Annotated in this window: 29 protein-coding genes; 10 read left to right on the top strand and 19 right to left on the bottom strand. The window is 71.7% G+C overall.

Annotated features, from left to right (window positions below):
* The first annotated feature begins 322 nt into the window (after positions 1 to 322).
* On the top strand, positions 323 to 2053 hold the full coding sequence (locus ACIGDI_RS41105) for a hypothetical protein (RefSeq protein WP_399907668.1): 1731 nt from the start codon (positions 323 to 325) through the stop codon (positions 2051 to 2053).
* Between the two features lie 78 nt (positions 2054 to 2131).
* Here ACIGDI_RS41105 and ACIGDI_RS41100 read toward each other — a convergent pair whose 3' ends face one another.
* From ACIGDI_RS41100 to ACIGDI_RS41080, 5 genes are read right to left on the bottom strand one after another with little or no spacing between them, the layout of a single operon-like run.
* Positions 2132 to 3379: a cytochrome P450 gene (locus tag ACIGDI_RS41100; protein WP_399907666.1), complete on the bottom strand. Its 1248-nt coding sequence runs from the start codon at positions 3377 to 3379 to the stop codon at positions 2132 to 2134.
* A complete protein-coding gene (locus tag ACIGDI_RS41095) occupies positions 3376 to 3984 on the bottom strand; it encodes an ATP/GTP-binding protein (protein ID WP_200703339.1) in 609 nt (202 codons plus the stop codon). Before ACIGDI_RS41095 ends, ACIGDI_RS41100 begins: the two co-directional genes overlap by 4 nt.
* Complete coding sequence (locus ACIGDI_RS41090; RefSeq protein ID WP_058921397.1) at positions 3965 to 4336, bottom strand: DUF742 domain-containing protein; 372 nt, start codon at positions 4334 to 4336, stop codon at positions 3965 to 3967. The genes ACIGDI_RS41095 and ACIGDI_RS41090 overlap by 20 nt, the downstream gene beginning before the upstream one ends.
* On the bottom strand, positions 4333 to 4743 hold the full coding sequence (locus ACIGDI_RS41085) for a roadblock/LC7 domain-containing protein (protein WP_030043913.1): 411 nt from the start codon (positions 4741 to 4743) through the stop codon (positions 4333 to 4335). Before ACIGDI_RS41085 ends, ACIGDI_RS41090 begins: the two co-directional genes overlap by 4 nt.
* Positions 4744 to 4748: 5 nt before the next feature.
* Positions 4749 to 6521, bottom strand: a complete 1773-nt coding sequence (locus tag ACIGDI_RS41080) for an ATP-binding protein (protein ID WP_399907662.1) — start codon at positions 6519 to 6521, stop codon at positions 4749 to 4751.
* 287 nt (positions 6522 to 6808) lie between these two features.
* Here ACIGDI_RS41080 and ACIGDI_RS41075 point away from each other — a divergent pair, with 287 nt between their 5' ends.
* Together ACIGDI_RS41075 and ACIGDI_RS41070 are read left to right on the top strand one after the other, a co-directional pair.
* Positions 6809 to 7171, top strand: a complete 363-nt coding sequence (locus tag ACIGDI_RS41075; RefSeq protein WP_200703341.1) for a DUF1304 domain-containing protein — start codon at positions 6809 to 6811, stop codon at positions 7169 to 7171.
* Positions 7168 to 7731: a TetR family transcriptional regulator gene (locus ACIGDI_RS41070; protein ID WP_399907659.1), complete on the top strand. Its 564-nt coding sequence runs from the start codon at positions 7168 to 7170 to the stop codon at positions 7729 to 7731. Before ACIGDI_RS41075 ends, ACIGDI_RS41070 begins: the two co-directional genes overlap by 4 nt.
* Positions 7732 to 7738: 7 nt before the next feature.
* Here the strand turns inward: ACIGDI_RS41070 and ACIGDI_RS41065 are convergent, their stop codons facing one another.
* Positions 7739 to 8593: a hypothetical protein gene (locus ACIGDI_RS41065; RefSeq protein WP_399907658.1), complete on the bottom strand. Its 855-nt coding sequence runs from the start codon at positions 8591 to 8593 to the stop codon at positions 7739 to 7741.
* A gap of 65 nt (positions 8594 to 8658) precedes the next feature.
* A complete protein-coding gene (locus ACIGDI_RS41060) occupies positions 8659 to 9618 on the bottom strand; it encodes a GlxA family transcriptional regulator (RefSeq protein ID WP_399907656.1) in 960 nt (319 codons plus the stop codon).
* 71 nt (positions 9619 to 9689) lie between these two features.
* On the opposite strand from ACIGDI_RS41060, the gene ACIGDI_RS41055 reads away from it, so the two are divergent.
* Positions 9690 to 10640, top strand: coding sequence for an NADP-dependent oxidoreductase (locus tag ACIGDI_RS41055; RefSeq protein WP_399907654.1), 951 nt, complete (start codon positions 9690 to 9692; stop codon positions 10638 to 10640).
* Between the two features lies 1 nt (position 10641).
* Here ACIGDI_RS41055 and ACIGDI_RS41050 read toward each other — a convergent pair whose 3' ends face one another.
* Positions 10642 to 11748, bottom strand: a complete 1107-nt coding sequence (locus tag ACIGDI_RS41050) for an NAD(P)-dependent alcohol dehydrogenase (RefSeq protein ID WP_399907652.1) — start codon at positions 11746 to 11748, stop codon at positions 10642 to 10644.
* Positions 11749 to 11788: 40 nt separating this feature from the next.
* Positions 11789 to 13243: an aldehyde dehydrogenase family protein gene (locus ACIGDI_RS41045; protein ID WP_399907650.1), complete on the bottom strand. Its 1455-nt coding sequence runs from the start codon at positions 13241 to 13243 to the stop codon at positions 11789 to 11791.
* 103 nt (positions 13244 to 13346) lie between these two features.
* On the opposite strand from ACIGDI_RS41045, the gene ACIGDI_RS41040 reads away from it, so the two are divergent.
* Positions 13347 to 13784 carry a MarR family winged helix-turn-helix transcriptional regulator gene (locus ACIGDI_RS41040; protein ID WP_200703348.1) on the top strand — a complete coding sequence of 146 codons (438 nt, stop codon included), beginning with the start codon at positions 13347 to 13349 and terminating at the stop codon, positions 13782 to 13784.
* A 205-nt stretch (positions 13785 to 13989) separates the two neighbouring features.
* Complete coding sequence (locus tag ACIGDI_RS41035) at positions 13990 to 14370, top strand: anti-sigma factor antagonist (RefSeq protein ID WP_272174651.1); 381 nt, start codon at positions 13990 to 13992, stop codon at positions 14368 to 14370.
* A gap of 15 nt (positions 14371 to 14385) precedes the next feature.
* Here ACIGDI_RS41035 and tuf read toward each other — a convergent pair whose 3' ends face one another.
* Together tuf and ACIGDI_RS41025 are read right to left on the bottom strand one after the other, a co-directional pair.
* Complete coding sequence (gene tuf, locus ACIGDI_RS41030; RefSeq protein WP_399907647.1) at positions 14386 to 15579, bottom strand: elongation factor Tu; 1194 nt, start codon at positions 15577 to 15579, stop codon at positions 14386 to 14388.
* A 56-nt stretch (positions 15580 to 15635) separates the two neighbouring features.
* Complete coding sequence (locus ACIGDI_RS41025; protein ID WP_200703351.1) at positions 15636 to 16589, bottom strand: ribose-phosphate pyrophosphokinase; 954 nt, start codon at positions 16587 to 16589, stop codon at positions 15636 to 15638.
* 194 nt (positions 16590 to 16783) lie between these two features.
* On the opposite strand from ACIGDI_RS41025, the gene otr(A) reads away from it, so the two are divergent.
* Entirely contained in the window at positions 16784 to 18643 is a 1860-nt protein-coding gene (gene otr(A), locus ACIGDI_RS41020) for a tetracycline resistance ribosomal protection protein Otr(A) (RefSeq protein ID WP_399907646.1), read from the top strand.
* Positions 18644 to 18655: 12 nt separating this feature from the next.
* Here the strand turns inward: otr(A) and ACIGDI_RS41015 are convergent, their stop codons facing one another.
* The gene (locus ACIGDI_RS41015) at positions 18656 to 19846 is read right to left on the bottom strand and encodes a cytochrome P450 (protein ID WP_399907644.1); all 1191 of its coding nucleotides are present in this window, start codon (positions 19844 to 19846) and stop codon (positions 18656 to 18658) included.
* A gap of 145 nt (positions 19847 to 19991) precedes the next feature.
* On the opposite strand from ACIGDI_RS41015, the gene ACIGDI_RS41010 reads away from it, so the two are divergent.
* Positions 19992 to 20654, top strand: a complete 663-nt coding sequence (locus tag ACIGDI_RS41010; RefSeq protein WP_399907642.1) for a DUF4230 domain-containing protein — start codon at positions 19992 to 19994, stop codon at positions 20652 to 20654.
* On the opposite strand, the gene ACIGDI_RS41005 is transcribed toward ACIGDI_RS41010, so the two are convergent.
* The 6 genes from ACIGDI_RS41005 to ACIGDI_RS40980 are packed head-to-tail and all read right to left on the bottom strand — an operon-like array spanning position 20655 to position 24407.
* Positions 20655 to 22427, bottom strand: coding sequence for a complex I subunit 5 family protein (locus ACIGDI_RS41005; protein ID WP_399907639.1), 1773 nt, complete (start codon positions 22425 to 22427; stop codon positions 20655 to 20657). It lies immediately after the preceding gene.
* Complete coding sequence (locus tag ACIGDI_RS41000; protein WP_399907720.1) at positions 22427 to 22774, bottom strand: sodium:proton antiporter; 348 nt, start codon at positions 22772 to 22774, stop codon at positions 22427 to 22429. Before ACIGDI_RS41000 ends, ACIGDI_RS41005 begins: the two co-directional genes overlap by 1 nt.
* 8 nt (positions 22775 to 22782) lie before the next feature.
* Positions 22783 to 23523 (bottom strand): MnhB domain-containing protein, encoded by a 741-nt coding sequence (locus ACIGDI_RS40995; protein WP_399907637.1) that lies wholly within the window; start codon positions 23521 to 23523, stop codon positions 22783 to 22785.
* The gene (locus ACIGDI_RS40990) at positions 23520 to 23783 is read right to left on the bottom strand and encodes a hydrogenase subunit MbhD domain-containing protein (protein ID WP_399907635.1); all 264 of its coding nucleotides are present in this window, start codon (positions 23781 to 23783) and stop codon (positions 23520 to 23522) included. Before ACIGDI_RS40990 ends, ACIGDI_RS40995 begins: the two co-directional genes overlap by 4 nt.
* Positions 23776 to 24228: an MrpF/PhaF family protein gene (locus tag ACIGDI_RS40985; protein WP_399907634.1), complete on the bottom strand. Its 453-nt coding sequence runs from the start codon at positions 24226 to 24228 to the stop codon at positions 23776 to 23778. Before ACIGDI_RS40985 ends, ACIGDI_RS40990 begins: the two co-directional genes overlap by 8 nt.
* The gene (locus ACIGDI_RS40980) at positions 24225 to 24407 is read right to left on the bottom strand and encodes a hypothetical protein (protein ID WP_399907632.1); all 183 of its coding nucleotides are present in this window, start codon (positions 24405 to 24407) and stop codon (positions 24225 to 24227) included. Before ACIGDI_RS40980 ends, ACIGDI_RS40985 begins: the two co-directional genes overlap by 4 nt.
* A 250-nt stretch (positions 24408 to 24657) precedes the next feature.
* Between ACIGDI_RS40980 and ACIGDI_RS40975 the strand changes: the two genes are divergently transcribed.
* Positions 24658 to 25296 carry a VanZ family protein gene (locus ACIGDI_RS40975; protein WP_399907630.1) on the top strand — a complete coding sequence of 213 codons (639 nt, stop codon included), beginning with the start codon at positions 24658 to 24660 and terminating at the stop codon, positions 25294 to 25296.
* 139 nt (positions 25297 to 25435) lie between these two features.
* Positions 25436 to 26665 (top strand): lectin, encoded by a 1230-nt coding sequence (locus ACIGDI_RS40970; RefSeq protein WP_399907628.1) that lies wholly within the window; start codon positions 25436 to 25438, stop codon positions 26663 to 26665.
* A gap of 8 nt (positions 26666 to 26673) precedes the next feature.
* Here ACIGDI_RS40970 and ACIGDI_RS40965 read toward each other — a convergent pair whose 3' ends face one another.
* The gene (locus ACIGDI_RS40965) at positions 26674 to 26910 is read right to left on the bottom strand and encodes a hypothetical protein (protein ID WP_200703357.1); all 237 of its coding nucleotides are present in this window, start codon (positions 26908 to 26910) and stop codon (positions 26674 to 26676) included.
* Between the last annotated feature and the right edge of the window lie 3 nt (positions 26911 to 26913).

Below are 26913 nucleotides of genomic sequence, written 5' to 3'. Positions count from 1 at the left end.
TCCGCGCCGAAACCGGTCCGTTGATGAAGGCCGGCGGTCTCGCGGTGAACCCGCGGACGATCGACTCGCCACGCTCGAGAACCGAGCGGGCCCCGAGCGGATCGTCCGCGAAGGACAGCAGGGCTGTCCGCCCCCACTTCCTCGCCGCGTAAGCGCAGCAGTCGTGCCCCCTCGCGGGCGTACGCACCAGGAGCGGAGCCGAACGCGTGCGTCCGGCTCCGGCGAGGCCTGCGCGGAGGGCGCAGAAGTTGGCGGAACCGACCGGCCGACGACCACGGTCGATCGGTTCCTTTTCCACGACCACAGTTGATGGGAGACCTGTGTGAAATCTCGAGTCGTAGGTGCCGTTCCGGAGGCGTCCACCGACACCTCGCTCCCGGCGCGGCCGGACGCCCCGCTCCAGCCCACGGAGGCCGGGGACGCCCTGGCCCGCCTCTTCCTGACACGCATCAACGGCAGCACGGAGCAGTACCGCGGGTACCAGGACGCCGCTCGGCAGCGGCTCGAGGCCCTCGGCTCCCCCCACCCCAGCACCACCCTGCGGGTGGAGGGAGCCCTCCATCTGGCGCGGCCCGCGTTCCTCCCGCCCGACGAGGAGGGCATAGCCAGGCTGAGGCGTCTCGACACCGGCCTGCGCCTGATAGAGGCGGCCTTCCCCCAGGTCGGCACCGACGCCGAGATCTGCCGGCTGACCTGCACGATGCTCGAAGGGGCCTGGAGAACCCGGGCGCACACCCCGCCGCGCGAGGAGGAGCCGTCCACCGCCTGCGGCTGCCCGCTGTGCCGTCGGCTGCCCACGCCTCCCGCCCGCACGCCGGACGACTACCGCTGGCGGCACAGCGCCGGGCGTCCCCTGACGGTGAAGACCTGGCCGCACCGCCCCGAGCTCGACAGCGTCCTGACCGGTGGCTGGTCCTGGACCCGGCAGATGAACGACCTCGAACGGGACCTCGGCCACCGCCACCGCTTCGAGGACGACATCCTCGTCTTCCACGAGTACAAACGCGTGATCGACACCATCGACACCGCGCGCCTCACCCAGCATGTCGAAGAACGCCTGGCCGAGAACTTCAGCACCAACAGCGCACGGGCCCTGGTCTCCGGGCTCTTCGCGGCCCACAAGCGATCCGTCGACGAGTATTGGCTCCAGCAGCATGCCGCGGGCGACGTCACCCTCCCGCAGACCAACCCGCTCAGCCAGAGCACCTACTCGGCCCTGCAGATGCTGGACTGCCTGTTCTGGCACGTCTCCCCCGACACCGAACTCTGGCAGGAAGAACATCTCGCCTCCCTGCTGCTGTGCCGCGTCATCGACGACATGGCCGACGTCCGAGCCGACGCCCTCACCGGCGAGATAAGCAACTTCTGGCTCGCCGACATGCCCACCCACACCAAGGCCCTCTACGCCGCCTGCGCGATAGCCCTGGTCAAGTACGGCTGCACGCCCGAGGCGCATCCCCCGATGTGGAACACCTGGCTGATGACCACCACCATCGTCTGGATGGGGCTCACGGGACGCCACGCTCTGTGGTTCGACGGCATCACCCAGGGCCTCCCCCCGGCCGAGTCCTGCCCGCTCTGCGACCTGCAGCCCAACCCGTGCAGCGGCATCCTCACCCACGGCACCGACCTGACCATCGCGCCGCGGCCCAGCGTACCGGCGCTGAGCGCCCGGACCGCCGAGCTGTCCGCCCGCTGCCGGGCACAGCACCCCGCGACCTGGCCCCTGTTCGACGCCGAGCTCCATGCCTTCGAGGCGCTGCACGGTCCCTGGTACGGCGACATCGACAGCGCGTGGGAGATCCTGCGGCGCACCTACATAGCCGCCGTGGAGGCGTCCGCCGCGGCGGCGTCCACGGACCGCGCCCGTGAGGTCCAGGAGGAGGCCGGCGTCGTGGGGTCCGAGATGTTCCACGCTCTGCACGACCCTGGGACCGGGCGGGAGGACACCACCCTGCTCGCCTACATGTTCGGCTGCGCCCACCCCCATTTCCTGTGGAACGCCACGGGCTACCGTCCGTCGGACGTCGCGGGCGACTGGCTCGACGGCTGACAGCCCGCGTGTTGCGACCGTCCCGACAGACGGCGCTGCCCGGCCGGGGGGACCGGCCGGGCAGCGGTGGTGTCGGTGTCAGACGGAGAACTCGACCGGCAGGCTGTCGAGCCGGGACTCCCAGGTGGAAGCGGTCGAGGAGAGCTCCTCCGACGGCACGGCCAGCCGCAGGTCCGGCAGCCGGTGCAGCAGGACGTCCACGCCGATCTCGATGATGGACTGCCCGATGTTCTGCCCCGGGCACTCGTGCGGTCCGGAGCTGAACGCCAGATGGGACTGGTTGCCCTGCACGGTGACGGCCGCGTCGGGCCGTACCTCCGGGTCGAGGTTGCCGGCGGCCAGGCCCAGGACGAGCAGTTCCCCCTCCTGGATGTGATGGCCTCCGAGCTCCAGGTCGGCCGCCGCGAACCGGCCCGGGAGCACGGCCAGCGGCGGGGTGTCCCACATGACCTCCTCCACCACGGAGGAGATGTTCAGCTGCCCGCTGACCAGACCGGCCAGCCGGGCGGTGTCGGTGAGGACCAGTTGCAGGACCCGGGCCAGCAGGTTGCTGGTGGTGGTGTGGGCGGCGATCAGCACCAGGCGCAGATGGCTGACGACCTCGTCGTGGTCGAGTCCGGCCGGGTGCTCCAGCAGAGCCGTGGTGAAGTCGGAGCCCGGCTCGGCCCGCTTGCGCTCGGTGAGTTCCGACAGGATCTGGATGATCCGGCCGTTGTGCTCCAGGGCGTCCTCGCCGCCCTTGAAGACCTGGGCGCAGGACTCGATCAGGCGCAGCCCGTCCGCCGCGGGAAGGCCCAGGATGCGGGTGAGCACGAGCATCGGCAGGAGCTCGGCGTAGTCGGCCACCAGGTCGGCGCGCCCGGCGTCGGCGAACGCGTCGATCTGCTTGTTCGCGAAGTACGTGGCGTGTCGCCGCACGCCCCGGCTGGACGCCGCGAGCAGCCCGTCGGTCACCGCGCCGCGCAGCCGGCGGTGCGGTTCGCCGTCCTGGGAGACGCAGTCGGGCCGCCAGCCGACCATCGGGATCAGCGGATGCGTCTCGGAGACGCGCCCCTCCCGCCAGTCCCGCCAGATCCGCGCGTCCCGGCTGAACTGGCGCGGGTTGTCCAGCACCCGCCGGTTGTCTCGGTAGCCGAGGACCAGCCAGGCGGGGACGTCGCCCTCGAGCAGCACCGGCGCCACGGACCCGTGTTCCTTGCGCAGCCGCTCGTAGATGCCGTAGGGGTCGGTCGACGCCTCCGGCCCGAACAGCCGGGTGAGGTCGGCCCCGTGCGCGACCGGGCACCCGCTCGGCGTGTCGGGATCGTTTAAGGGCTGCGCGTTCATCGGGACTCCAGTGCGACGGCGGAGCGGTCCTTCAGGTGGTGGATCAGCGCGACGAGCACGTCACGGCTGGAGGCCCGGTCGCGGGCGTCGCAGGCCACGACCGGGATGTGCTCGGGGATGTCGAGCGCGTCCCGGATCTCCTCGACCGGGTACTCCTTGGAGTCGGGGAAGACGTTCAGGGCGACGACGAAGGGCACGTTCTGCCGCTCCATCTCCTCGATGGCCCGGAAGCTGGAGGCCAGGCGCCGGGTGTCGACCAGGACGACCGCGCCGAGCGCGCCCTTGAACAGGCCGTTCCACAGGAACCAGAACCGCTCCTGTCCGGGCGTGCCGAACAGGTACAGCATCAGGCTGTCGTTGAGGCTGATCTTGCCGAAGTCCAGGCTGACGGTGGTCTCCGTCTTGTCGGCGACGCCGATGAGGTGGTCGACGTCGGCACTGGCCTGGGTGAGCGTCTCCTCGGTGGTCAGCGGCTTGATGTCGCTGACCGAGCGGACCATGGTGGTCTTCCCGGTGCCGAAGCCGCCGGCGATCATCACCTTCACCGAGCGGGTGGTGCCCCCGGCGGCCGGGCGCCCGGGGTGGTCAAAGCCGTTCAAGTCCACTGAGTACCTCCTCAAGGAGCGCGAGGTCGGGCCCGCGGCCGGCGTCGTGCGCCGGGATGGGGTCACGGGCTTCGACGCGGCCTGCCTCGAGCAGATCCGCCAACAGCACCGCGAGAATGTTGAAGGGCAATCCGAGGTGGGCGCCGAGTTCGGCCACCGACAGCGGATCGCGGCAGCGCCGGAGGATGTCCTCGTGCTCGTGCTGCATGCCCGGTACGGGGGCGGTCACGGAGACGATGAGGGTCGCCACGTCGAGACTCGACGCCGAACCGCCCGGTCCGCTGCGCCCCCGGGTGAGGACGTAGTAGCGCTCGAGACCGGACGGATTCGTGGGCCGGCGGGGAGCACTCATCCAGAGTGCTCCTCCAGGCGCGGAGTGGTGCCGAGGAGCTCACCCATCCTGCGGGCCAGATCCCTCATCTGGTGTCCGAGCAGCCCCTGGTCGAGGCCTTCCCGGGCGAGGACACCGAGATACGTCTCCACACCCGCGCGTACGACGAAGAGATGGCCGCCGTCGACCTCGATCATCGCCAGCCGCAGCTGCCCCGCGTACTTGGGGAACTGCTCGGCCACCGGCTGGGCCAGCGCCTGCAGTCCGGCCACCACGGCGGCGAACCGGTCCACGTCGTCCGGGTCCTCGGCGCCGAAGGAGGTGATGGCCTTGCCGTCACTGGAGGCCACGAGGGCGAAGCGGATCTCCGGGATGGACTCCACGAGATCGCGGAGCGCCCAGCTCACGTCGGTTCCCTGTTGCGTCATGTGGACTAGTCGCTCTCTTCAGTGCGGTGCGCGGTGGACTCACGGCCGTCAGGCGTGATGTCCCCCTCGGCTGACTCCCCGGTGGGCTCCTCGGCGGACGTGCGGCCGGCGGTCGCGAAGGCGGCCAGGCCCGCGAACGAGGCGTCCGGCGGGACGGCGTGGACCGCGTTCTCCCCGGTCCGCGCGGCGCGGTCGGCCGGCTCGTGCCGTACCGTCTCGTGCCGTTTGCTGCGGCGTCGGGGCAGTCCGCCGGGCGTGGTGTCCACGCCGTCACCGGCCTCGGCCACGGTCTCGGCGGCGGCCGCGACGGTCGCCGTGAGGGCGGGCGAGTACGCGGCGGCGGGGGCCGCCTCGGTCGCCTGCGCCTGCGAGGACGCCGGAGCCTGGGCGGTCACCGGGGTCGCGGCGGGCAGCGGGCTGAAGTACTTGTGCGGGACCACCACGACCACCGAGGTACCGAGCCAGGGCGAGTCCGCGAAGGTGACGCGGATGCCGTAGCGACGGGCGAGGGCCCCGACGACGCGCAGACCGATGTTGGCGTCCTCGGAGATTCCGCCGATGCCGGGTCCGGCCGCGGTGCCGGACAGTGCCTCCTCGGCCTCCCGCTTCTTCTCCTCGCTCAGGCCCTTGCCGGAGTCCTGGATCTCGATCCCGACGCCGTTGGGGACCTCCTTGCCGGAGACGATGACCGGCTCGGTGGGCGGCGAGTAGCGGGCCGCGTTGTCCAGCAGGTGCGCGAAGACCAGCGTGAGGTGGTCCACCAGGCCGCCGTCCACGCCGAGTTCGGGCAGATGCCGTACCTCGACGCGGTGGAAGTCCTTGATCCGGCCGATGCCGCCGCGCACCACGCTCAGCAGTCGCTGCGGCTCCTGCCACTGGCGTCCGGGCCGGTCCGAGCCGCCCAGTACGCCGATGCTCGCCGCGAGCGAGTCGGCGGGGCCGAGCTGCTGGTCGAGCTCCATCAGACCGCGGGCCACCGCGGGCAGCCGGCCGTGTTCGCCCTGCATCTCGTGCAGCCGGCCGCGGAGCTTGCTGGTGAGCACGTGGATGCGGTTGCCGATGCTGATCACGGCCTGCTCGGCGGAGGTCGAGCGGTTGAACTCCTCCTCCACACCGATCAGCGCGGTGCGCAGCACCTTGCGCAGTTCGGCCTGCAGGTCGGAGCTGACCTTGGCGCACTGGTTGCCGACGGGCAGCAGGTCCTCGATCGCCTCACCGGCGCGCAGTTGCTTCAGCGCCTCCGGCAACTGCTCGTCGGCGAGCCGCGCGACGGCGGCGTGCTGGTGGGCCAGCTGCTCCTGCCAGGCCTCGTTCTGCTCCGCGAGCCGGGCCTCGTACGACTCGATCTGCTCGGCGAGCCGCGCCTCGAAGGCGCGGGTCTGTTCGGCGAGCCGGGCCTCGTACGTCGAGCTCTGCTCGGCGAGTTGGGCCTCGTAGCCGCTGGACTGCTCGTTGAGCTGAGCCTCGAGGGAGGCGCGCTCGGCGGTGAACTTCCGCTCCAGCACCGACACATGCTGCTGCCACTGCTGCGAGTGCTCCGCCTGCGTGGTGCGGAAGGAGTTCTCGGAGCGGTTGAGCTGGGCCCGGGTGCGGACCAGCAGCCGTACGCAGACGGCGCTCGCGGCGGTCGCCGCCGCACCCGCGACGCCGGCGGCTATTCGCTCGGAGCTCATGAACGTGGCGGCAACCGTCCCGCCTCCTAAGGCCAGTGGCATCAACCACCAGCTGTACCAGGCGACAGGGGCCCGCGCCGCCGGCGGCGGAGTGGCGAGTTCCATCTGCATCCTTCGTAGCAACACGAACGAACAAGGGGGGTGTACAAGGGGGTTCCGCACTCATGGGTGCGCACCACGAGGTGAACGGACGCGATCCGTCAACTCGCAGTGCCGAACGGGAGCTTATCGGGTTTGAACCCGAAAGGATCAACCTCGAACACCCCGCGGAGGTGAGGGTTCCATCACTCTCCGCCAGGAACCACACCCCCGTCGCCCGGTTGCACGACCCCTGCACTTCATGGACAGGTGTCCAGCTATAGTGGACACCTGTCCATGAAAGGAAGGTCGCCATGGCGACGCTCGCTGATGTCCTGGTCGCGCTGGTGGCCGCCCTGCACGCCTACATCCTGGTGCTGGAGATGTTCCTGTGGCAGAAGAAGCCCGGGAGGTCACTGCACGGCTTCGACCCGGAGATGGCCCGGGCGACCGCGCCGATGGCCGCCAACCAGGGCCTGTACAACGGGTTTCTCGCGGCCGGCCTGGTCTGGGGCCTGATCGCGGCCGACCCGACCGGCTACCGTGCCCAGGTGTTCTTCCTCTCCTGTGTCGTGGTCGCCGGCGTCTACGGCGCCGTCACCGCCAACCGCCGCATCCTCTTCGCCCAGGCCCTGCCCGGCGCCCTCGCCCTGGCGGCCGTCCTGATCGCGCAGTGACCCGCGCCGCAGCCGAGGACCCGAGGGCCGCGCGCACCAGGGCGCGGCTGCGCGAGGCGCTGCTCGCGGAGTGCGCCGAGCGGCCGCTGGCGGAGGTCGGTGTGGCGGCTCTGGTGCGGCGGGCCGGGGTCGGGCGGGCCACGTTCTACGTGCACTACGACGGTCTGGAGGCGCTGGCGGTCGACGCGTGCGCGGACGTCGTACGGGAGGCCGTCGAGGCGCTGCACTCCTGGACGGGCAGGCCCGATCCCGTGCACGCGCCGCCCGCGCTGGCGGAGTTCTTCGCCTCGCTCGCCCCGCACGCCGGCCTGTACCGCGAGCTGCTGACTCCGGGGGGCGGCGGCCCGCTCGGCCGGGTGCTGCACCGGGATCTGCGCGCCTACAGCCTCCGTGAGCGCGAGCGGGCGGGTGCGGCGGACGCCGCGCTGGTGGCCTCGGCGGTGGCCGCCACCTTCGCCGGGGTGCTGGCCGACTGGCTGCACGGCCTGCTGGACGGTGACGCCGCCCGGATCGCCGACGAGGTCTGGCAGTTGCTGGTGGCCCTGCACGCCAGCCGCTGACATCCGCTCACTTGCAGCCGTACCCGTCCTTCACCCGCGCCCAGGCCTCCACGCCGTGGGACGTGCGGACGTAGGCCCTCGACGGGTCGCCGGTGAGCCACAACCGCCGGTCGTGGTACCGGTATCCGGTGTCGTGCGCGTCGGCCGGCATCCGCACCTCACCGTCGTACGGGACGGTGAGCATGCCGTCGGGCAGCACTCCGTCCGGGTCACGTGCGTACGTCCTGCCGTCCCTGCCCTCGCCCAGCGACAGGAAGTGCGCCTTCTGCCAGTCGCAGTGGGCCGGCCCGACGCCCCCGGTCACCTTGGTCACCGGCACCCGCTCGCCGCCATGGCCGGTCCAGATCTCGTACGGCCGGGTGTCGGTGAAGCTCGCCGGGAGTTCCGCCGGGTCGCAGGAGGCGCTGGTCTCCGGACCCCAACCGGGCCTGCCCTTCCGGTCCTTGGCGACCACGACCGCCACCTTGGTCCTGCCCCCCACGTCGAAGGAGAACAGGACGCGGTCGGCGTCCTTGCGCTCGACGCGGTAGCCGTACTGCGGGAGATCGGGCTGCTCGATGTCGAAGTAGGCCTCGAGGCCCTCCTGCGGCGTCGCGCCTCCGTCGCCCTTGCTCCAGGGACCGCTGCTTCCGCCCGCGTAGATCTCGCCGTCGCACTCCAGCGCACGGCCGGCGGCGCCCGACTCGACGCGGGCGGCCCGGACGCCGTCTTCGTCGACCTGCCGCACGGGCACGTGCAGCGGTCCGCCGTAGGGTGCGGCCGGCGGGGTGCCGGTGACGACCAGGTCCGGTCTCTCGTCGGCACCGCATGCCACCATCGCCGTCGCCACCAGCACCGTCGTCGCCACCAGTCCCGCGCGCATTCCCACCCCTGTTCCCCTAGCCGCCTTCCGCTCCTCCGACGCGGACGCGGCACGAAACGTTCGGGCTACCTGACCGCCGTGCGGAACGTACGGCGGTAGGTCTGCGGCGAGACGCCGATCGCGGCGTGCAGGTGCTGCCGCAGGGAGGCGCCCGTGGCGAAGCCGACGTGGCCGGCGATCTGGTCGACGGACAGGTCGCTGGACTCCAGCAGGTGCCGGGCCCTGGCGACGCGCTGCTGGACGATCCAGCGGCCGGGGCTCATGCCGACCTCGTCGTTGAAGCGGCGCGCGAAGGTGCGCAGGCTCATCCGCGCGTGTGCGGCGAGGTCGGTCAGGGTGAGGGGCTCGTCGAGGCGTTCCAGCGCCCACGCGCGCGTGGCGGCCGTACCGGCGGCGCCGTTCTCCGGGACGGGCTGCTCGATGTACTGGGCCTGGCCGCCGTCCCTGAAGGGCGGGACCACGCAGCGCCGGGCCACGGAGTTGGCCAGCTCGCTGCCGTGGTCGGTGCGGACGATGTGCAGGCAGACGTCGACGCCGGAGGCGGCGCCGGCCGAGGTGAGGATGCGGCCGTCGGCGACGAACAGGACGTCCGGGTCGAGGTGGACGTGCGGGTAGCGGCGCCGGAACGCGTCGGTGACCTGCCAGTGCGTGGTGGCCTTCCGGCCGTCGAGGAGGCCGGCCGCGGCGAGCACGAAGGCGGCGGTGCAGATGGAGACGATGCGGGCGTCGGGGCGGATGCGGGCGAGCGCGTCGGAGACCTCCGGGGGCAGCTCGGCGGGGATGCGCGAGGGCGTCATCGAGGCGACCACCACCGTGTCCGCCGTGGCCAGGATCTCCGGGCCGTGCTCGACGCCGATGGTGAAGTCGGCGCAGCTGCGCACCGGTCGGCCGTCGACGCTGCAGGTCAGCACCTCGTACCGGCCGTCGGCCGCGCCGAAGATCCGGCTGGGGATGCCGAGCTCGAAGGGATACACACCGTCCAGGGCCAGTACGACGACCCGTTCCACCCGCTGTTCACCACGCATGGCACGATCTTATCGAAGGTTGGCAATCCTGCCATTTTCCGGGGCGGCGGATCCGGGCAGGCTGGTTCACCATGAGCAATGTGAAGACGATGCGAGCCATCAGCCAGGACGTCCTCGGCGGTCCCGAGGTACTGAGGGAAGTGGAGCTGCCGCGCCCCGAGCCGCGCACGAACGAGGTGCTGGTGCGCGTGCGCGCCGCCGGCGTCAACCCGACCGACTGGAAGCACCGGGCGACCGGCGGCTTCCTCGGCGAGCCGCCCTTCGTGCTGGGCTGGGACGTCTCGGGCGTGGTCGAGGCCGTCGGCATCGGCGTCGCCCGCTTCAAGCCCGGCGACGAGGTCTTCGGCATGCTGTCCTACCCGTTCGGTCACGGCTCGCACGCCGAGTACGTCACCGGCCCGGCGCGCTGGTTCGCGCACAAGCCCGCCTCGATCGACCACACACAGGCGGGCGCGCTGCCGCTGGTCTCGCTGACCGCCTGGCAGGCGCTGGTGGAGTACGCGGACGTGCGGCCGGGACAGCGGGTGCTGGTGCACGCGGCGGCCGGCGGGGTCGGGCACGTGGCCGTGCAGATCGCCAAGGCGCGCGGCGCGTACGTGATCGGCACGGCGAGCGCGGGCAAGCACGACTTCCTGCGCGGGATCGGGGCCGACGAGGCGGTCGACTACCGGGAGACGGACTTCACCGAGGCGGTGAAGGACGTGGACGTCGTCCTGGACACCATCGGCGGCGACACCTCGACGCGTTCGTTGCGGGTGCTGCGTCCGGGCGGCATCGTCGTGTCGATCCTGCCGGTCGGCTCCGACGACTTCCACAAGGAGGCCGAGCGGCTGGGTGTGCGGTCGCTGCGGATGCTCGTGGACGCCTCGCACGGCGGCATGACGGCGATCGCGGAGCTGGTGGAGGCGGGCAAGCTGCGCCCCACGATCGCCGGCACCTTCCCGCTGGCCGACGCCGCCGAGGCTCACCGGCTCGGCGACACCGGCCGGACCACGGGGAAGCTGGTCCTGACGGTCGGCTGAGTCAGAACGTCAGCACGGGCTTGACGGCCTTGCCCGCGCGCATGTCCCGCACCGCCTGGTCGATGTCCGCGAACGGATAGGTGCTGATCAGGCGGTGCAGCGGGAGCCGGCCGTCCTTCACGAGCCGGACCAGGGACGGGATGAAGGACTGGGTCTCGGCGTCGCCGAGGGTGAGGCCGACGACCCGCTTGCCGCCGAGCAGCCCGTTGACGTCCAGGGCGACCTCGGTGCCGAAGGGCGGGGCGCCGACGACGACGAGGGTGCCGCGGGCGGCGAGCGCGTCGACGCCCTGGCGCAGGACGCCGACGTTGCCCGTGGTTTCCACGACCCCGTCCGCGCCGTGGCCCGCGGTGATCCCGGCGAGCGCCTCGCCGAGTTCCTCCTCCGCGGCGTTCACGGTGTGGGTGGCTCCCAACTCCCTTGCCAGCTGCAGGCGTTCGGCGACCCGGTCGACGGCGACGATCGTGGTGGCGGGCGTCAGAGCGGCCGCCATGACCGCGGACAGCCCGACGGCGCCGGCGCCGAGCACGACGATCGTGGCGCCGGTGGCCGGCTTCAGTACGTTCCAGACGGCGCCGACCCCGGTCTGCACACCGCAGCCCAGCGGGGCGATCGACTCCAGCGGCACGTCCGGGTCGACCTTGACCAGGCTGCGCTCGTCCACCAACGCCCGTTCGGCGAAGGAGGACTGCCCGAAGAAGTGGCCACCCAGGGGCTTCCCGTCGCGGATGATGGTGCTGCTGCCGTCGGCGCGGCGGCCGCCGATCAGGTTCAGCGGCAGCCAGGTGGCGCAGTACGCGGGATGGCCGCCGTTGCAGTTGCGGCACTCGCCGCACGAGGTGAACGACAGCACGACATGGTCGCCGGGTGCCACACCGGTGACCGCCGGGCCGACGGCCTCGACGACACCCGCTCCCTCGTGCCCCAGCACTCCGGGCAGCGGGAACGGCAGGCCGCCGCTCGCCACACCGAGGTCGGTGTGGCACAGGCCGGTCGCCACCATGCGGACCACGGCCTCGTGCGGTCCGGGCCGGTCGAGCTCGACGTCGGCGAGGGTGAAGGGCGCCCCGCCGGACTCGACGACCGCGGCGCGGGTGGTGATGGACATCGTACGAACTCCCTTGTGGTTCGGGCGTGTTCAGCCGGGATCAGTCGAGCGAGACGACGACGGACTTGACCTTGGTGTAGGCGGCGAGTGCCTCGGGTCCGTACTCGCGGCCGAAACCGGAGTCCTTGACGCCGCCGAAGGGCACCGCGGGGTCGAGCATGGCCCAGTCGTTGATCCACACGATGCCCGCCTGGAGCCGGTCGGCGATGCGGTGGGCGCGGGCGAGGTTGGCGGTCTGGACACCCGAAGCCAGGCCGTACGGCGTGGAGTTGGCGAGCGCGACCGCCTCGTCCTCGGTGTCGAAGGGCTGCACGGTCAGCACGGGACCGAAGATCTCCTCCTGCACGACCCGGGAGTCGTTCGAAAGGTCGGCGATCACGGTGGGCTTGTAGTAGTAGCCGCCGTCGAGGTCGAGCCGCTCACCGCCGGCCACGATGCGGCCGCCCTCCTTGCGGGCGAGGTCGACGTACTCCTCGACCTTCCTCAGGTGCTTCTCCCCCGCCATGGGGCCGACGACGGTCCCGGGGTCGCGCGGGTCGCCGACGGGTACGCCGGGGACGGCCTCGGCGAGGATGCCGAGCAGGGTGGAGTAGACCGGGCGGGCCACCAGCAGGCGCGGGCCGCCCATGCAGAACTGGCCGGTGTTGAAGACGAACGCCTTGATGATCGCGCCGACCGCCTTCTCCAGGTCGGCGTCCTCGAAGACGATGTGGGCGGCGTTGCCGCCGAGTTCCATGGTGACGGGCTTGAGGGCCTCGCCGGCCACGCCCGCCACATGCCGGCCGACCGCGGTGGAGCCGGTGAAGGCGACCTTGTCGATCCCGCGGTGGCGCAGCAGGGCCTCGCCCGCCACCGGTCCGGTGCCGGTGACGACGTTGACCACGCCGTCGGGGACGCCGGCCTTCTGGAAGAGGCGGGCCATGTACAGGGCGCTGAGCGGGGTCTCGTCGGCGGGCTTGTGGACCACCGTGTTGCCGGCCGCCAGCGCTGGGCCGATCTTCGAACCGGCCAGGATCAGCGGGAAGTTGAACGGTGTGATCGCGGCGACCACGCCGAGCGGTTCGCGCTTGGTGTACGCCAGGGCGTTCATGGGGGTGTCGCGGACCGCGCCGTCCAGAGAGTGGGCGAGGGCGGCGAAGTGCTCGTAGTCGTTGGCGGCGTTGGTCACGTCCACGGCGTGGCAGAGCGAGATGGGCTTGCCGACGTCCAGGCTCTCCAGGCGGGCGATGTCGTCGGCGTTCTCCCGGATCAGCTCGGCCACGCGGTGCAGGACGCGGCCGCGCTCGCGTCCGCTCAGCCCGGACCAGGCGCCGTTGTCGAAGGCCTCCCGGGCGGCCCGGACCGCCGCGTCCACGTCGGCGGCGCCCGCCTCCGCGACGGTGGTGACGACCGCGCCCCGGGACGGGTCGACCACCTCGGTGCGCGCTCCGTCGGCGGCATCGCGCCACTGGCCCCCGACGAACAGCCGTCCGGGTTCGATCTCGAAGGTGGTCATCGCCACTCCTCAGCCTCTTCGCCAAGATTTCAACAAACAGGAATCCTGTTGGTTCGCAGTTTCATTACGGACAGGTTTCCTGTCAATGCTCTAGGCTGAACCCATGCTCGACTCCCAGGCTACGAAGACATCGCCGTCCCTGCTCTACATGGTCAAGCAGGTGGAGCTCGTGGTGCGCTCGCACCTGGACGAGCTGGTCAGGCCGGCGGGCATCACGGCGCTGCAGTACACCGCGCTCACCGTCCTGGAGCGGCACGACGGGCTGTCGGCCGCCCAGCTCGCCCGCGACTCGTTCGTCACCGCGCAGTCCATCGCCGACCTCGTACGGTCCCTGGAGAACCGCGGGCTGGTGCGCCGGGAGCGCAATCCGCGCAATCGCAGGGAGCTGCTGATCCTGCTCACCGACGCCGGCCGGCAGCTGCTCGAACAGCACGCGGAGCCGGTGCGGGAGCTGGAGGAGCGCATGGTCCGCGATCTCACGGCCCACCAGACCGAGCAGTTCCGCCAGGCCCTGTCCAAGGCCTGGCACGCGTTGTCGTAAGCGTTCACCGCAATTCGAAGACATATGTCAATCGAACATGCTCAAATTCACTCCATCGAGGGTAACTTGCAGGGCGGGGAACGCTTTTGCGCTCACTGGGGACCCAGGGGACGGGCCGACGCTCGTAGGCTCACAGAACGTTGTCACCCCGGCCCCCGGTGACCTGCAAGCCCGCAGCGTCGGAGCAGGTGGAGGCGATGTCGTCGTGGAGCAGCAACCGGCGCCGCTGACGCGGCATCTGCGGGTCCGACAGGATCGCGGACACACGGTGCTGGAGTTCCGCGGCGAGATCGACATCGCGGCGGCCGTCGAGATCGGTCCGTACCTGGACCGGCTGACGGCGCGCCCGGACGTCCGGCTGGTCATCGATCTGCGGCCCGTCGACTTCTTCGACTGCTCGGGGCTGCGCCTGCTGTACCGGGCCCGCACCCGCACCCTCGACCACGACGGAGAGCTGCGGCTGGTGTGCACGCATCCTCTGACGCTGCGCATCCTGCGGGTCACGGGGCTGTCGAAACTGCTGCCCCCGCATGCGACCCTGGACGCGGCCCTGGGGCAGCCCGAGGCCACGTCCGGGTCGGTGTGAGCGCCGCCGGGCTCCCTACTTGAGGATCTTGGTGACCTGGCCGGCGCCGACCGTGCGGCCGCCCTCACGGATGGCGAACTTCAGGCCCTCCTCCATCGCGATGGGCTGGATCAGCTGGACGTGCATGCCGGTGTTGTCGCCCGGCATGACCATCTCGGTGCCCTTGGGCAGCGTCACCACGCCGGTGACGTCGGTCGTGCGGAAGTAGAACTGGGGCCGGTAGTTCTCGAAGAACGGGGTGTGCCGGCCGCCCTCGTCCTTGGACAGGATGTACGCCTGCCCCTCGAACTCCGTGTGCGGGGTGACCGTCCCGGGCTTGATGACGACCTGCCCGCGCTCCACGTCCTCCCGCTTGACGCCGCGCAGCAGCAGTCCGACGTTCTCCCCGGCCCGGCCCTCGTCGAGCAGCTTGCGGAACATCTCGATGCCGGTGACGGTGGTCTTCGTCTTGGTGTCGTGGATGCCGATGATCTCGACCTCGCTGTTGACGTGCAGCGTGCCGCGTTCGATCCGGCCGGTGACGACGGTGCCGCGGCCGGTGATGGTGAAGACGTCCTCGATCGGCATGAGGAACGGCTTGTCCACGTCCCGCTGCGGCTCCGGGACCGCCTCGTCGACGGCGTCGAGCAGGTCGATCACGGACTGGGTCCACCGCGGGTCGCCGTCGAGGGCCCTGAGCGCGGAGACCCTGACGACGGGCACCTCGTCCCCGGGGAACTCGTAGTCGGTCAGCAATTCGCGGACCTCCAGCTCCACGAGTTCCAGGATCTCCTCGTCGTCCACCATGTCGGTCTTGTTCAGGGCGACGACGATGTACGGCACACCCACCTGCCGGGCCAGCAGCACATGCTCCTTGGTCTGCGGCATCGGCCCGTCCGTGGCGGCGACGACCAGGATCGCGCCGTCCATCTGGGCCGCGCCGGTGATCATGTTCTTGATGTAGTCGGCGTGTCCGGGGCAGTCGACGTGCGCGTAGTGCCGGCGCTCGGTCTGGTACTCCACATGGGCGATCGAGATCGTGATGCCGCGCTGCCGCTCCTCGGGCGCCTTGTCGATCTGGTCGAACGGCGTGAACGGGTTCAGGTCGGGAAACCTGTCGTGCAACACCTTGGTGATCGCCGCCGTGAGCGTGGTCTTCCCGTGGTCGATGTGACCGATGGTCCCGATGTTCACGTGCGGCTTGGTCCGCTCGAACTTCGCCTTCGCCACTGCAACCCCTCCTGAGCATCCCTGGTGATGCCGAGCGTTGCTCCACTACCTCATGTCTATTCGTTCCGGGGCGCGTCGAACAGGGCGCTGACGGACTCCCCGTTGTGAATGCGGCGTACGGCTTCGGCGAGCGCCGGGGCGACGGTGAGGATCCGCAGCTTCTCGGTGCGCTCCTCCTCCGGGACCGGCACGGTGTTCGTGCACACGATCTCCAGTACGTCGGGCTGTTCGCCGATGCGTTTGAGCGCACCGGCCGCGAACAGGCCGTGCGTGCAGGCCACCCGGATCGAGCGGGGCTCCATCTCCCGCAGCCGGTCGAGGAGTTCGAGGACCGTGCTGCCCTTGGCGATCTCGTCGTCGAGCACGATGACGTCCCGGCCGGCGACCTCGCCGATGACCGAGCTGATGGAGACCCGGTCGTCGGCGTAGCGCTGCTTGGCGCCGGCGGCCACCTGCGCGCCGATCATCCGCGCGAACGCGGCCGCCTCCTTGGCGTTGCCGAGGTCCGGTGAGACGACGGTGGTGCGGGACAGGTCGTACCGCCGGAAGTGGGCGGCCAGCTCACGCCGGGCGTGCAGGTGGTCGACCGGGACCGAGAAGAAGCCGTGGACCTGCGGAGAGTGCAGGGTCATGGTCAGGACACGGCTCGCGCCCGCCGCGACCATCAGGTCGGCGACGAGCCGGCCGCCGAGCGAGATGCGGGGCGCGTCCTTCTTGTCGGAGCGGGCGTAGGAGTAGTGCGGCATGACCACGGTGATCCGGGCGGCCGAGGCCCCGCGCGCCGCGTCGCACATCAGCAGCAGCTCCACCAGGTTCTCCTGGACCGGCTTCACCAGCGGCTGGATCAGGAAGACGTCCCGTTCCCGGCAGTTGGCCTGCAGCTGGACCTCGAGGCAGTCGTTGGCGAACCGGCTGACCCGGGTCGGGCTGAGCGGCACACCGAGATGGGCACAGACCTCGGCGGCCAGATCGGGGTGGGCGCTGCCGCTGAACACGGAGATGTCTCGCACGATCCGCTCCTCGCATGATCACGTACGGGCCTTCATGCTACTGACGCGGGAAAATCCGGTTGCGGCGCATGCCGACCCGCACGTCATGATGTGACCGCCCGACACCCCTCACGTCAGGACCCCTCGCATGCGCCGACTCCTCGAAACCACCCAGCGCCCCCACCGGCCCACGGTCTTCGAGGACACCACCCCGCATGCACACCCTGAACATCGGCATTCTCGCCCACGTCGACGCAGGTAAGACCAGCCTCACCGAGCGGCTGCTGTTCGACCACGGAGCGATCGACCGGCTCGGCAGCGTCGACGCCGGCGACACCCGCACCGACGACGGCCTGATCGAGCGGCAGCGCGGCATCACCATCCGCTCGGCCGTCGCCGCCCTCACCGTCGGCGGCACCCAGATCAACCTCATCGACACCCCCGGCCACTCCGACTTCATCGCCGAGGTCGAGCGTGCCCTGGAGGTCCTCGACGGCGCCGTGCTGCTGCTGTCGGCCGTGGAGGGCGTGCAGGCGCAGACCCGGGTGCTGATGCGAACCCTGCGGCGGCTGCGGCTGCCCACCCTGGTCTTCGTCAACAAGATCGACCGGGCGGGCGCCCGCTCCACGGACCTGCTCGCCGACATCCGCCGCAGGCTGACGCCGTACGCCGCCGCGCTCACAGACGTCTCGGGCCTCGGCACCCCCGGCGCCCGGGTGGCGCCGCGCCCGGCCGGGGACGGCCTGCTCGCCGAGGCGCTCGCCGAGGTCGACGCGGACGTGCTCACCGCGCTGGTGGACGGCCCCGAGCCGACGCCGGACGACCTGCGCCGGGCGCTCGCCGCGCGCACCGCCGACGGTTCCTTCCACCCCGTCTTCTTCGGCTCGGCCCTCGGCGGACAGGGCGTCGCCGAACTCGTCGACGGCCTGGTCCGACTGGTCCCGCCCGCCCCGGCGCGGGGCGGCACACCTCGCGGCACGGTCTTCGCCGTACGGCCGGGGCCCGGCGGCGAGCGGACGGCCTATCTGCGGCTGTACGACGGTGAGGTGACACCGCGTCAGCGGTTGACCTTCCGGCGGCGCGAGGCCGACGGGCACACCACCGAGGTCTTTGGACGGGCGAACGGCCTGGCCGTGATCGGCCGGGATGGCCCGCTCACCGCGGGGAACATCGCGGCGCTCACCGGCGTCACCGGCATCCGCGTCGGCGACCGGCTCGGCGATCCCCCGTCCGAGGGCGCACAGCGGTTCGCCCCGCCGACGCTGCAGACCGTGGCGCGCGCCCGGCGCCCCGAGCAGGCGGCACCCCTGCGCGCGGCCCTCCTGGCCCTCGCCGACCAGGACCCGCTGCTGCACGCCCGGCCCGCGGCCTCCGGGGCCACCGCGCTACTGCTGTACGGCGAGGTCCAGATGGAGGTGCTCGCGGCCACGCTCGCGCAGGACTTCGGCATCGAGGCCGACCTCGAACCGGGCCGCGTCCGCTTCCTGGAGCGGCCGCGGGACGTGGGCGAGGCGGCCGCCGAGATGCCGTGGCACCTCGGCAGCCGGCTGTGGGCCACGGTCGGGCTGCGCGTGGAGCCGGGACCGCGGGGCAGCGGCGGCGTGTTCGCGTACGACACGGAACTCGGCGCCCTGCCCCGGGCCTTCCACCAGGCCGTCGAGGACTCCGTGCACACGGGCATGCTCGACGGGCTGTCCGGCGCGCCGGTGACGGACTACCGGGTCACGCTGATCCGGTCCGGCTTCAGCTCGGTCATGAGCACGGCCGGCGACTTCCGCACCCTCACGCCGGTCGTGCTGCGCCGCGCCCTGGAGAGCGCCGGGACCAGGCTGTACGAGCCCTACCACGCCTTCGAGACGGAGGTCCCGCTCGACGCCCTTGCGCCGGTCACCGCTCAACTCGCCCAGTGCGGCGCCGAGTTCACCGGCACGTCGGGCGGGAGCAGCTCCTGGGTGATCACCGGTGAGGTGCCGGCCCGCCGGGTGCGCGAGGTCGAGCTGCGGCTGCCGGGACTCACCCACGGCGAGGGGGTGTGGTGGTCGCGGCCGTCGGGCGACCGCGAACTGCGCCCGTAGCGGGAGGGGCGTTCACCACGACACCGGCAGTCTCCGCGGGCTGCGCGTCAACTGGCCCTCCCGCCACTCGATCGACCGGGGCGTGAACTCGGCCCGCAGGCCCGGGAGTCGGGAGGCCAGCCGGTGCAGGGCGAGGCCGAGTTCCAGCCGGGCGAGCCAGGCGCCCAGGCAGTGGTGGGGACCGGCGCCGAAGATCAGGGTCGGTGAGGTCAGCGGCGTGAAGGGGTCCGGCGGGCCGGGCGGGAACACGTCGGGGTCGCGGACGGCGGAGTTGGTCTGCACGGCGACCACCGCGCCCGCCGGGATGGCCACGCCGCCGACCTCGACGTCCTCGACGGCGCGGCGGATCAGTCCCGGCAGCACGCGGCCCTCGCTGAGCGGGACGGCGCGCAGCAGCTGTTCCGCCGCGCCCGCCGCCGTCTCCTCGTCGGCGGCGAGCCCGGGCCAGACGTCCCGGGCGTCGGTGAGCAGGTAGACGACGAGGTTGGCGAGTGCCGTCATGGTCGTCTCGTGCCCGGCCACCACCAGCCCGCACACCAGGCGCACCAGCTGCCGCTCGTCGATGTCGAGGCTGTCGCCCGCCGCCACCAGACCGCTGACCAGGTCGTCCCCGGGAGACTTGCGGCGCTCGGCGATCAGGTCGGCGCCGAAGGCCGTGAACTCGGCCAGCGCGGCGGAGACCTCCTCACGGGTGTGGGCACCGCCGGACAGGGCGTGGTCGGCCCAGTGACGGATGCGTTCGCGGTCCAGGTGGTCCAGGCCCATCAGCCGGCAGATCACCGACACGGGCAGCGGGCGGGTGAAGCCCTCGATGATGTCGGCGGGCGGCCGCCGCGCGGCGAAGTCGTCGAGGAGCGTGTCGACGGTCGAGGCCACCCAGGGCCGCCAGCGGGCGATCGCCCGGGGCGTGAACGCCCGCTGAACGGTGCCGCGCAGCCTCCGGTGCGCCTCCCCGTCCATGTTGAGCAGACCATTGGGGTCGTCCAGCAGGTTCGGTACGACGAGCAGCGGCGGCGCGTCCTCGGCGTACAGCGACCTTCTGTCGAAGCGCGGGTCCATCAGCACCTGACGCACGTCGGCGTACCGGGTGACGAGCCACACCGGGGTTCCGGTGGCGAGGGCGGCGGGTCGGGGCGGCCCGGCTTCGGGGAGGTCGATGCGGTGCATGGGGCACAAGGGGCGGGAGGTGCTGTCTGTGGTCATCCGGGGCTCCAGGCCTGCCGGTTCGGACAGTTGTCTCACGCTAATGCGCCCCGACTGCCTCGACCAAGGGTGACGATCGGCCAACGAGACGGTCTGGCGGGGGATTTGGCGGGCATCCGTGACAGTGGAAAGGAGGGCCGTCGCCATGACGACTCCCATCAGGCGCGTGTCCAGGCGCATGCCCGGCTGGGCGAAGGCGGTGAGCGCCGTCGTGCTGGTGCTCGTGGTGTTCTTCGCCGGTATCCGGCTGGCCGTGCTGCCGGGCCTCAAGGACCTGTTCGGAACCGAGACCCACGACCGCACGGGCCCCACACTGCTCCAGTCCATCCAGGACATGAGCCGTTACGACGCCGCCTCCGGCAACTTCCAGGTCGTGGTCGACCTGGAGAAGGACACCAAGTACCTGCCCGACGCCATCCGCGGCACCCGCGTCCTCTACGTGGGCGCCGGCACCGTGGACGCCTATGTGGACCTGGGCAAGGTCGGCGAGGACGACGTGAAGGTCAACGGCGACCGCACGTCCGCCACCCTCCGGCTGCCGCACGCGGCCCTGGGCAAGCCGGCCCTCGACCCGGACCGCTCCTACGCGGTCTCCAAGCAGCGCGGTCTCCTGGACCGGCTGGGCGACCTCTTCTCGGACAACCCCAACAGCGAGCAGGCCGTGCAGAAGGCCGCGGTCAAGCACATCGGCGACGCCGCCAAGGACAGCGGACTGACCAAGCGCGCCGAGAGCAACACCACCGACATGCTCGAAGGGCTGCTGCACTCGCTCGGCTTCAAGGAGGTGCGCGTCTCGTACACGAGCTGATCAGCCGCCCAGCACCCCGGGCAGGGCCAGCGCGCCGAGCAGGGCGGTGCCGACCAGCATCCAGGCCACGTAGTCACCGAGGTGCCCGGACTGCAGGCGCCGCAGCCGCGAGGCGCGGTAGGCACCGGCGAGCAGCTTCGGCCGGGCCACGGCGAGGGCCGCGAGGCCTGTGGCCAGCGCGGCCGAGGCGAGTGCGAGGAACACTCCGGCCGGTGTCCAGTGCGGAGCCGAGACCACGGCTCCGCCGGCGCCGGCCTCGTTGACGGCGTGCGCGACCACTCCGGCGAAGCCGGGGGCCACGCCGACGGCGAGGGAGGTGGCGAGCAGCACGGCGGGAACCGACGTCATCGTGTCGGGGACGCGGCCGAGCCGGCTCCGGGTCTCGGGCTGCTCGCCGGAGCCGGTCGTCTCGTACTCGGTGTCCTCCTCGGGCCGGGGTCCGAGGCCGAGGAAGACCCGCGCGGTGACGCGCAGCACCACCGCGCCGGTCACCGCGCTCACCAGCACGTACAGCACGGTGAGCGGGCCGCCCACGGCCTCCTCGGTGACGGACTTGCCGAGGCCCGTTCCGAAGGGCGGCAGGCCGGCGAGGGCGAGGCCGCCCAGGCCGTAGAGCACGGCGACACCGCGAAGCCGCCGGGCGCGGCCGTGCAGGGCGTACTCGTCGACGCTGCCGAACCGGTCGAGGAGGACGCCGGTGCAGGCGAACAGGGCGGCCTTCACCCCGGCGTGGCCGAGGATGTACAGCGCGACCCCGTCGTCGCCCTCCGGCGTCAGCACGCCGAGGCCGATCAGGAACAGCCCGGTGTGGGCGACCGTCGAGAAGGCCAGCTGCCGTTTGATGTGCCGCTGGAACCAGCACATCAGGGCGCCGATCAGCGCCGTCAAGGTTCCGAGCACCAGCAGTACCCGTTCCGCGTCGGCCGCCGGGACGCCGCCGGGGCCGGAGAAGACGGTGCCGTACACGCGCCAGACGCCGTACGTGCCGAGCTCGACCATGACGCCGGACAGCAGCATGCACACGGGCGTCGGCGCGACGGCGTGCGCGTCGGGCAGCCAGAAGTGGAAGGGTGCTGCGGCGGCCTTGACCAGCAGGCCGGTCAGGACGAGGACGAAACCGGCGAGGGTGAGTGCGTCGGGACCCCCGTGGACGGCGGCGCTGTCCAGGCCGCGCCCGATCTGGGTGAGGGCCAGTTCGCCGGTGCGGGCGTACAGCAGCCCGATGCCCATCAGCATGGCGTACGCGCCGAGCGAGGTGACGACGCCGAAGGTGAGGGCCCCCTGCACGGCCCTGGCCTCCTCGACGCGGGTGCCGGTCAGGGCGTAGGCGACGACACTCATCAGCTCGAACCAGACGAACATGTCGAACAGGTCGCCGGCGATCGCGAAGCCGCACATGCCGCCCTGGAAGAGCAGCAACAGGGCGGGGAAGGAGCCCGCGTGGCGGCGGGGCGGTTCGTCGAAGTAGTGCCAGGAGTACACCATCGCCGCCAGGGTCAGCAGCGAGGCCAGCGCGGCCATCCCGAGGCCCGGCCCGTCCCCGACGAGGACGATGCCGACGCTCTCGCCGTTCACCGGCTGCCAACCGCCGACCCATTCGGTCATGGGCGGCGAGGAGTCCAGGAGCAGCACCAGCGCGAGTCCGGCCGTTCCGGCGCAAACGGCGCAGGCCACGGACTCGGCGACGGCCCGGGGCAACCGGCGCCCCACGGCGACCAGGAGAGCGGCACCGAGGAGGGGATCGGCGACGAGGAGTGGGAGCAGGTCGTTCATCAGCCGCGCAGCTCGGAGAGCTCGTCGGGGTCGACGGTGTCGTGGCGCTTGGCGACCTGCACGACGAGAGCGAGCAGCAGGGCGGTGACGGTGGCGCCGACCACGACGTCGGTGAGAGTGAGTGCCTGGACGACGGGGTCGACGACCGGCCGGGAGCCGGGTTCGATGTCGGAGAAGACGGGTGCGGTGGCCTTGTCCCGGTAGCCCACCGCCAGCAGCAGGACGTAGGTGCCGGCCTGGCAGACGGACAGGCAGCCGACGGCGTGGATGAGGTTGCGGCTGGTGGCCAGGCCGTAACAGCCGACCAGAAACACCCACGCGGCCACCAGGTAGGGCAGTACGTCCATCACGGCGTTCACGTCCCGTCGTCCTCCTCGATCTCGACGGCCTGGTCCAGGAAGCGGGCGAGCAGGATGACGACGGCGCAGGCGACCTCCATGCCGATGGCCGCGTTGAGCAGGGGGACGGTGCCGCCGGAGGACAGGGTGTTGAAGGTGCCGTACGGCAGCAGAGTGTTGGCCAGGAAGGCGGTGCCTGCGACGAGTCCGGCGAGGCCGGTGACGAGGTAGGCGGAGGAGGCCAGCGCGTCGCCGACCTCGAAGACGCCGATCGGCCGGACCCGTTCCAGGGCCCGGTAGTCGGCGCCCAGGTAGAGCAGGTGCAGGGCGGTCGCGGCGACGACGCCGCCCTGGAAGCCGCCGCCCGGGCTGAGCTGGCCGTGGGCGATCACGTACAGCCCGCTGAGCAGGGCGACGGGCAGGACGACGAGGGCGTAGCGGCGTACCGGCCGGGCCACTTCGGCGGGTCGGGGGCGGGCACGGTGTTCGTCGCGGGTCTGACGCAGCAGCACGACGCAGCCGATGACGGCGGCGAACAGGATGGTCATCTCGCCGAGGGTGTCGAAGGCGCGCTGGTCGAAGTTGACCGAGGAGATGGTGTTGGCGGTGCGCCGGGCGAGCGAGGCGCGCACGGCCCGGTCGCCGTAGGGGTGGTGGTCCCCGCCGAAGTCGGGGAGTCTCAGGCAGGCGGCGACGAGCAGGGCGGCGAGGCCCGCTGCGCCGGCCAGCAGCACCCACAGTCGGCCGCGCCGGGTCATCGGCCGTCCTCCTCCTTGCCCCGGCCGCGCCGCCTGACCTTGCGGACGGTGAGCATCAGCAGCAGGGGGGTCAGGGCGGAGCCGACGGCCAGCTGGGACAGGGCGACGTCGGGCGCCTGGAGCACGGTGAACAGCACGGCGAGCACGACGCCGAGGACGGCCAGGACGAGGGCCTGGCGCACGGGATCACGAGTCGTCACCGCCGCCGTCGCGGCCGCCGCGACGAGCAGCAGTGCGACGACGATCATCGCGTCAGCCACCGCGCACCCCCCGGAACCCGCCGGACAGCGCACGCGAGGCGACGATGTTCCCGCTGATCAGCAGCGCCCCGATCACCAGCAGTTTGACCATGGCCCGGCCGGGCCCGGTGGCCACGCACAGCGCGATGACCGCGGCCGCGCCCAGGCCGGCCACCGTCCATGTCGCTCCCCAGGCACGTGGGGGGTCCTCGGCGAGTTCGTCGGCGAGCAGCCGGGCGAAGACGAGGGTGCCGACGGGGCCGAGCAGGGCGAGAACGAGGCCGAGGTCGACGTAGGAGGGGCGGCCGTAGGCCTGGGAGAGGAGGAGCAGGCCGGGACAGGCGAGGGCGGTGGACAGGTTCTGGGCCACGACCCGGCGCCGCAGCGGCCCGGTGGTCACCCCCCACAGGGCCGCCCCGAGGCCGCCGCCGAGCCCGACGGTCGCGGCCGTCATCCAGCCGTTCACGATCCGGTCACCGCCCGCCGGGCGGCCCGCGCGGCGAGGGCGCCCACGCCGGCGCAGCCCGCGCCGACGGCGAGTTCGAGGGTGTCCACCGTGCTGATGAGGACCAGCCACAGCAGGGCGAGCGCGGCCCACCAGGCGAGCAGTTCGGCCAGGGCCAGGAGTGCCGTCCGCGGGGTCATGCGCCACCTCCTCGGGCTCCGCTCGCACACCGTGCCGGCGAGATGTCCGGTCTGTCCTTGCGCGGCATCCAAGCATCACGACGGGCCCCGTGTGTGGCGGCGCGCTCGGCTCCCCGCCCGGAGTGCCCCCGCAGCGGGAAGGAAAACCGGGCGGGCGGCCCGCCCGGACCGCGGATGCGGCGGCATCGTCGGGCATCGAGGGGGTAAACGCCTTGAGACCCAAGCAAGTTGAAGACTGGAGGACCACCTGATGGCCCGTGCAGCAGTGCGCCCGCTGTCCGCCCTACGCCTGCGCACCGCGAAGACCGGGAAGACGGGGAAGACCGGGAAGCCGGAGAAGAGCGCGCGGAACGCGAGGAAGGCGAAGGCGCGCCCCGCACCCCGCCCGGAGCCGCGCGAGCGGCACGTCCTGCCCCTGCCGATCCGGCTGCTGGCCATGCTGGTCGCGTTCGCGGCCATGGTCGCCTTCGCCGTCGTACTGGCCAAGCTGACGCTGGAGCCCTCCCCGGCGTCCGCCTCGCTGGTGCACACCAACCTGCATCCGGGCCGCTCGATCCGGGCCTACATGGAGCAGCCGGCGCTTCGCGACACCGTGAAGCAGATCGGCGGCAACATTCTGCTCGGCATCCCGTTCGGCGTGCTCGTGCCGGTCGTCGCGCCACGGGCACGTCGGTTGCTGCGCGTCCTGCTGCTGACCGCCGTTGTGATGCTGCTCGTGGAGTTCGCCCAGGGGGCACTGGTCAACGGGCGCGCCTTCGACATCGACGACGTCATCCTCAACACCACCGGCGCCCTGATCGGCTGGCTGCTGCTGGGGCGGCGGATGGGCAAGGTGCACGCCCGGGAGCGGGTGCCGGCCCAGCCGGCCAAGCGGACAAAGAGCGCGTAACCGGGAACCCCGAACTCCGGTCCGTACCAAGGTATTGACGCTGTCCTTATCTCACTCCTTAAATCAAGAGGCGACGCCTTCACCCCCCACCTCGGCCGGGCGCACGTGTGCGCCCGGCCGCCGTACGGAAGGAAGTGCCGTGGCCTCCCCACGACTGCTGCGCAGATGTCTGTTCGCCACCCTGTCCGCCGTCCTCGTCGCGACAGCGGCGACCGGTGCGGCGCAGGCGGAGACGCCCAGGGCCACCGCCGCCGCGGTGACGTTCTCGGACACCTTCGACGGGCCCGCCGGGGCCGCCGTCGACTCCTCGAAGTGGCAGATCGAGACCGGCGACAACGTCAACAACCACGAGCGGCAGTACTACACCTCGGGCAACAAGAACGCGGCCCTGGACGGCCAGGGCCATCTGGTGATCACCGCCCGGCGCGAGAACCCCGCCAACTACCAGTGCTGGTACGGCACCTGCCAGTACACCTCGGCCCGGCTGAACACCTCGGGGAAGTTCACCGCCCAGTACGGGCACGTCGAGGCCCGGATGAAGATCCCGCGCGGGCAGGGCATGTGGCCCGCGTTCTGGATGCTGGGCACACCGGTCAACTGGCCTGACTCGGGCGAGATCGACGTCATGGAGAACGTCGGCTTCGAGCCCTCCACCGTGCACGGCACCATCCACGGCCCCGGCTACTCCGGCTCGGGCGGCATCGGCGCCGCCTACACCCTGCCGGGCGGCCAGGCCTTCGCCGACGCCTTCCACAGCTTCGCCGTCGACTGGGCACCCGACTCGATCACCTGGTCCGTGGACGGCAACGTCTACCAGCGCCGCACCCCCGCCGACCTCGGCGGGAAGACCTGGGTGTTCAACAAGCCGTTCTTCCTGATCCTCAACCTGGCGGTGGGCGGCTACTGGCCGGGCGACCCCGACGGCTCCACGGCCTTCCCGCAGCAACTGGTGGTGGACTCGGTGTCGGTCACCACGAGTGACACGGCCACCGGCGCGGCGATCAGGGGACTGGCCGGGAAGTGCGTGGACGTCGCCGGCGCGAACCCCGCCAACGGCACGCCCGTCCAGCTCTACGACTGCAACGGCACCGCCGCCCAGCAGTGGACCGTGGGCTCCGACGGCACCCTGCGCGCCCTGGGCAAGTGCCTGGACGTCACCGGCAACGGCACCGCTGACGGCTCGACCGTCCAGCTGTGGGACTGCACCGGCGGCCCGAACCAGAAGTGGACGGTCACCGGGGCACACGACATCGTCAATCCGCAGGCGAACAAGTGCCTGGACGTCACCGGCAACAACTCGGCCAACGGCACCCGTCTGCAGATCTGGTCCTGCACGGGCGGCGCCAACCAGAAGTGGACGGTCGGCTGACCCGCTCGCTAGTGCAGTCTCCAGGTGAACTTGTCGCCGCCGACCCAGCGCACCACGTCCGGATCGTCCATGTCGTGGACCGTGATGCCGAACGCCGCGGCGGCCTCCAGGACGTCGATGACGCCCTTGGCCTCGCCGACCACTTCGCCATCGATCTCCACGATCCGGAACGGAGGCGTGCCCGGCTGCACTCCGAGCACCATGATCCGCGGATGCGCGATGTAGGGAGCTGCTTGTTCGGTCATGCA

Source organism: Streptomyces sp. NPDC085900, assembly GCF_044540925.1.
GTDB classification, from domain to species: Bacteria; Actinomycetota; Actinomycetes; order Streptomycetales; family Streptomycetaceae; genus Streptomyces; species Streptomyces gilvifuscus.
This window is presented reverse-complemented; position numbering and strand designations above follow the sequence as displayed.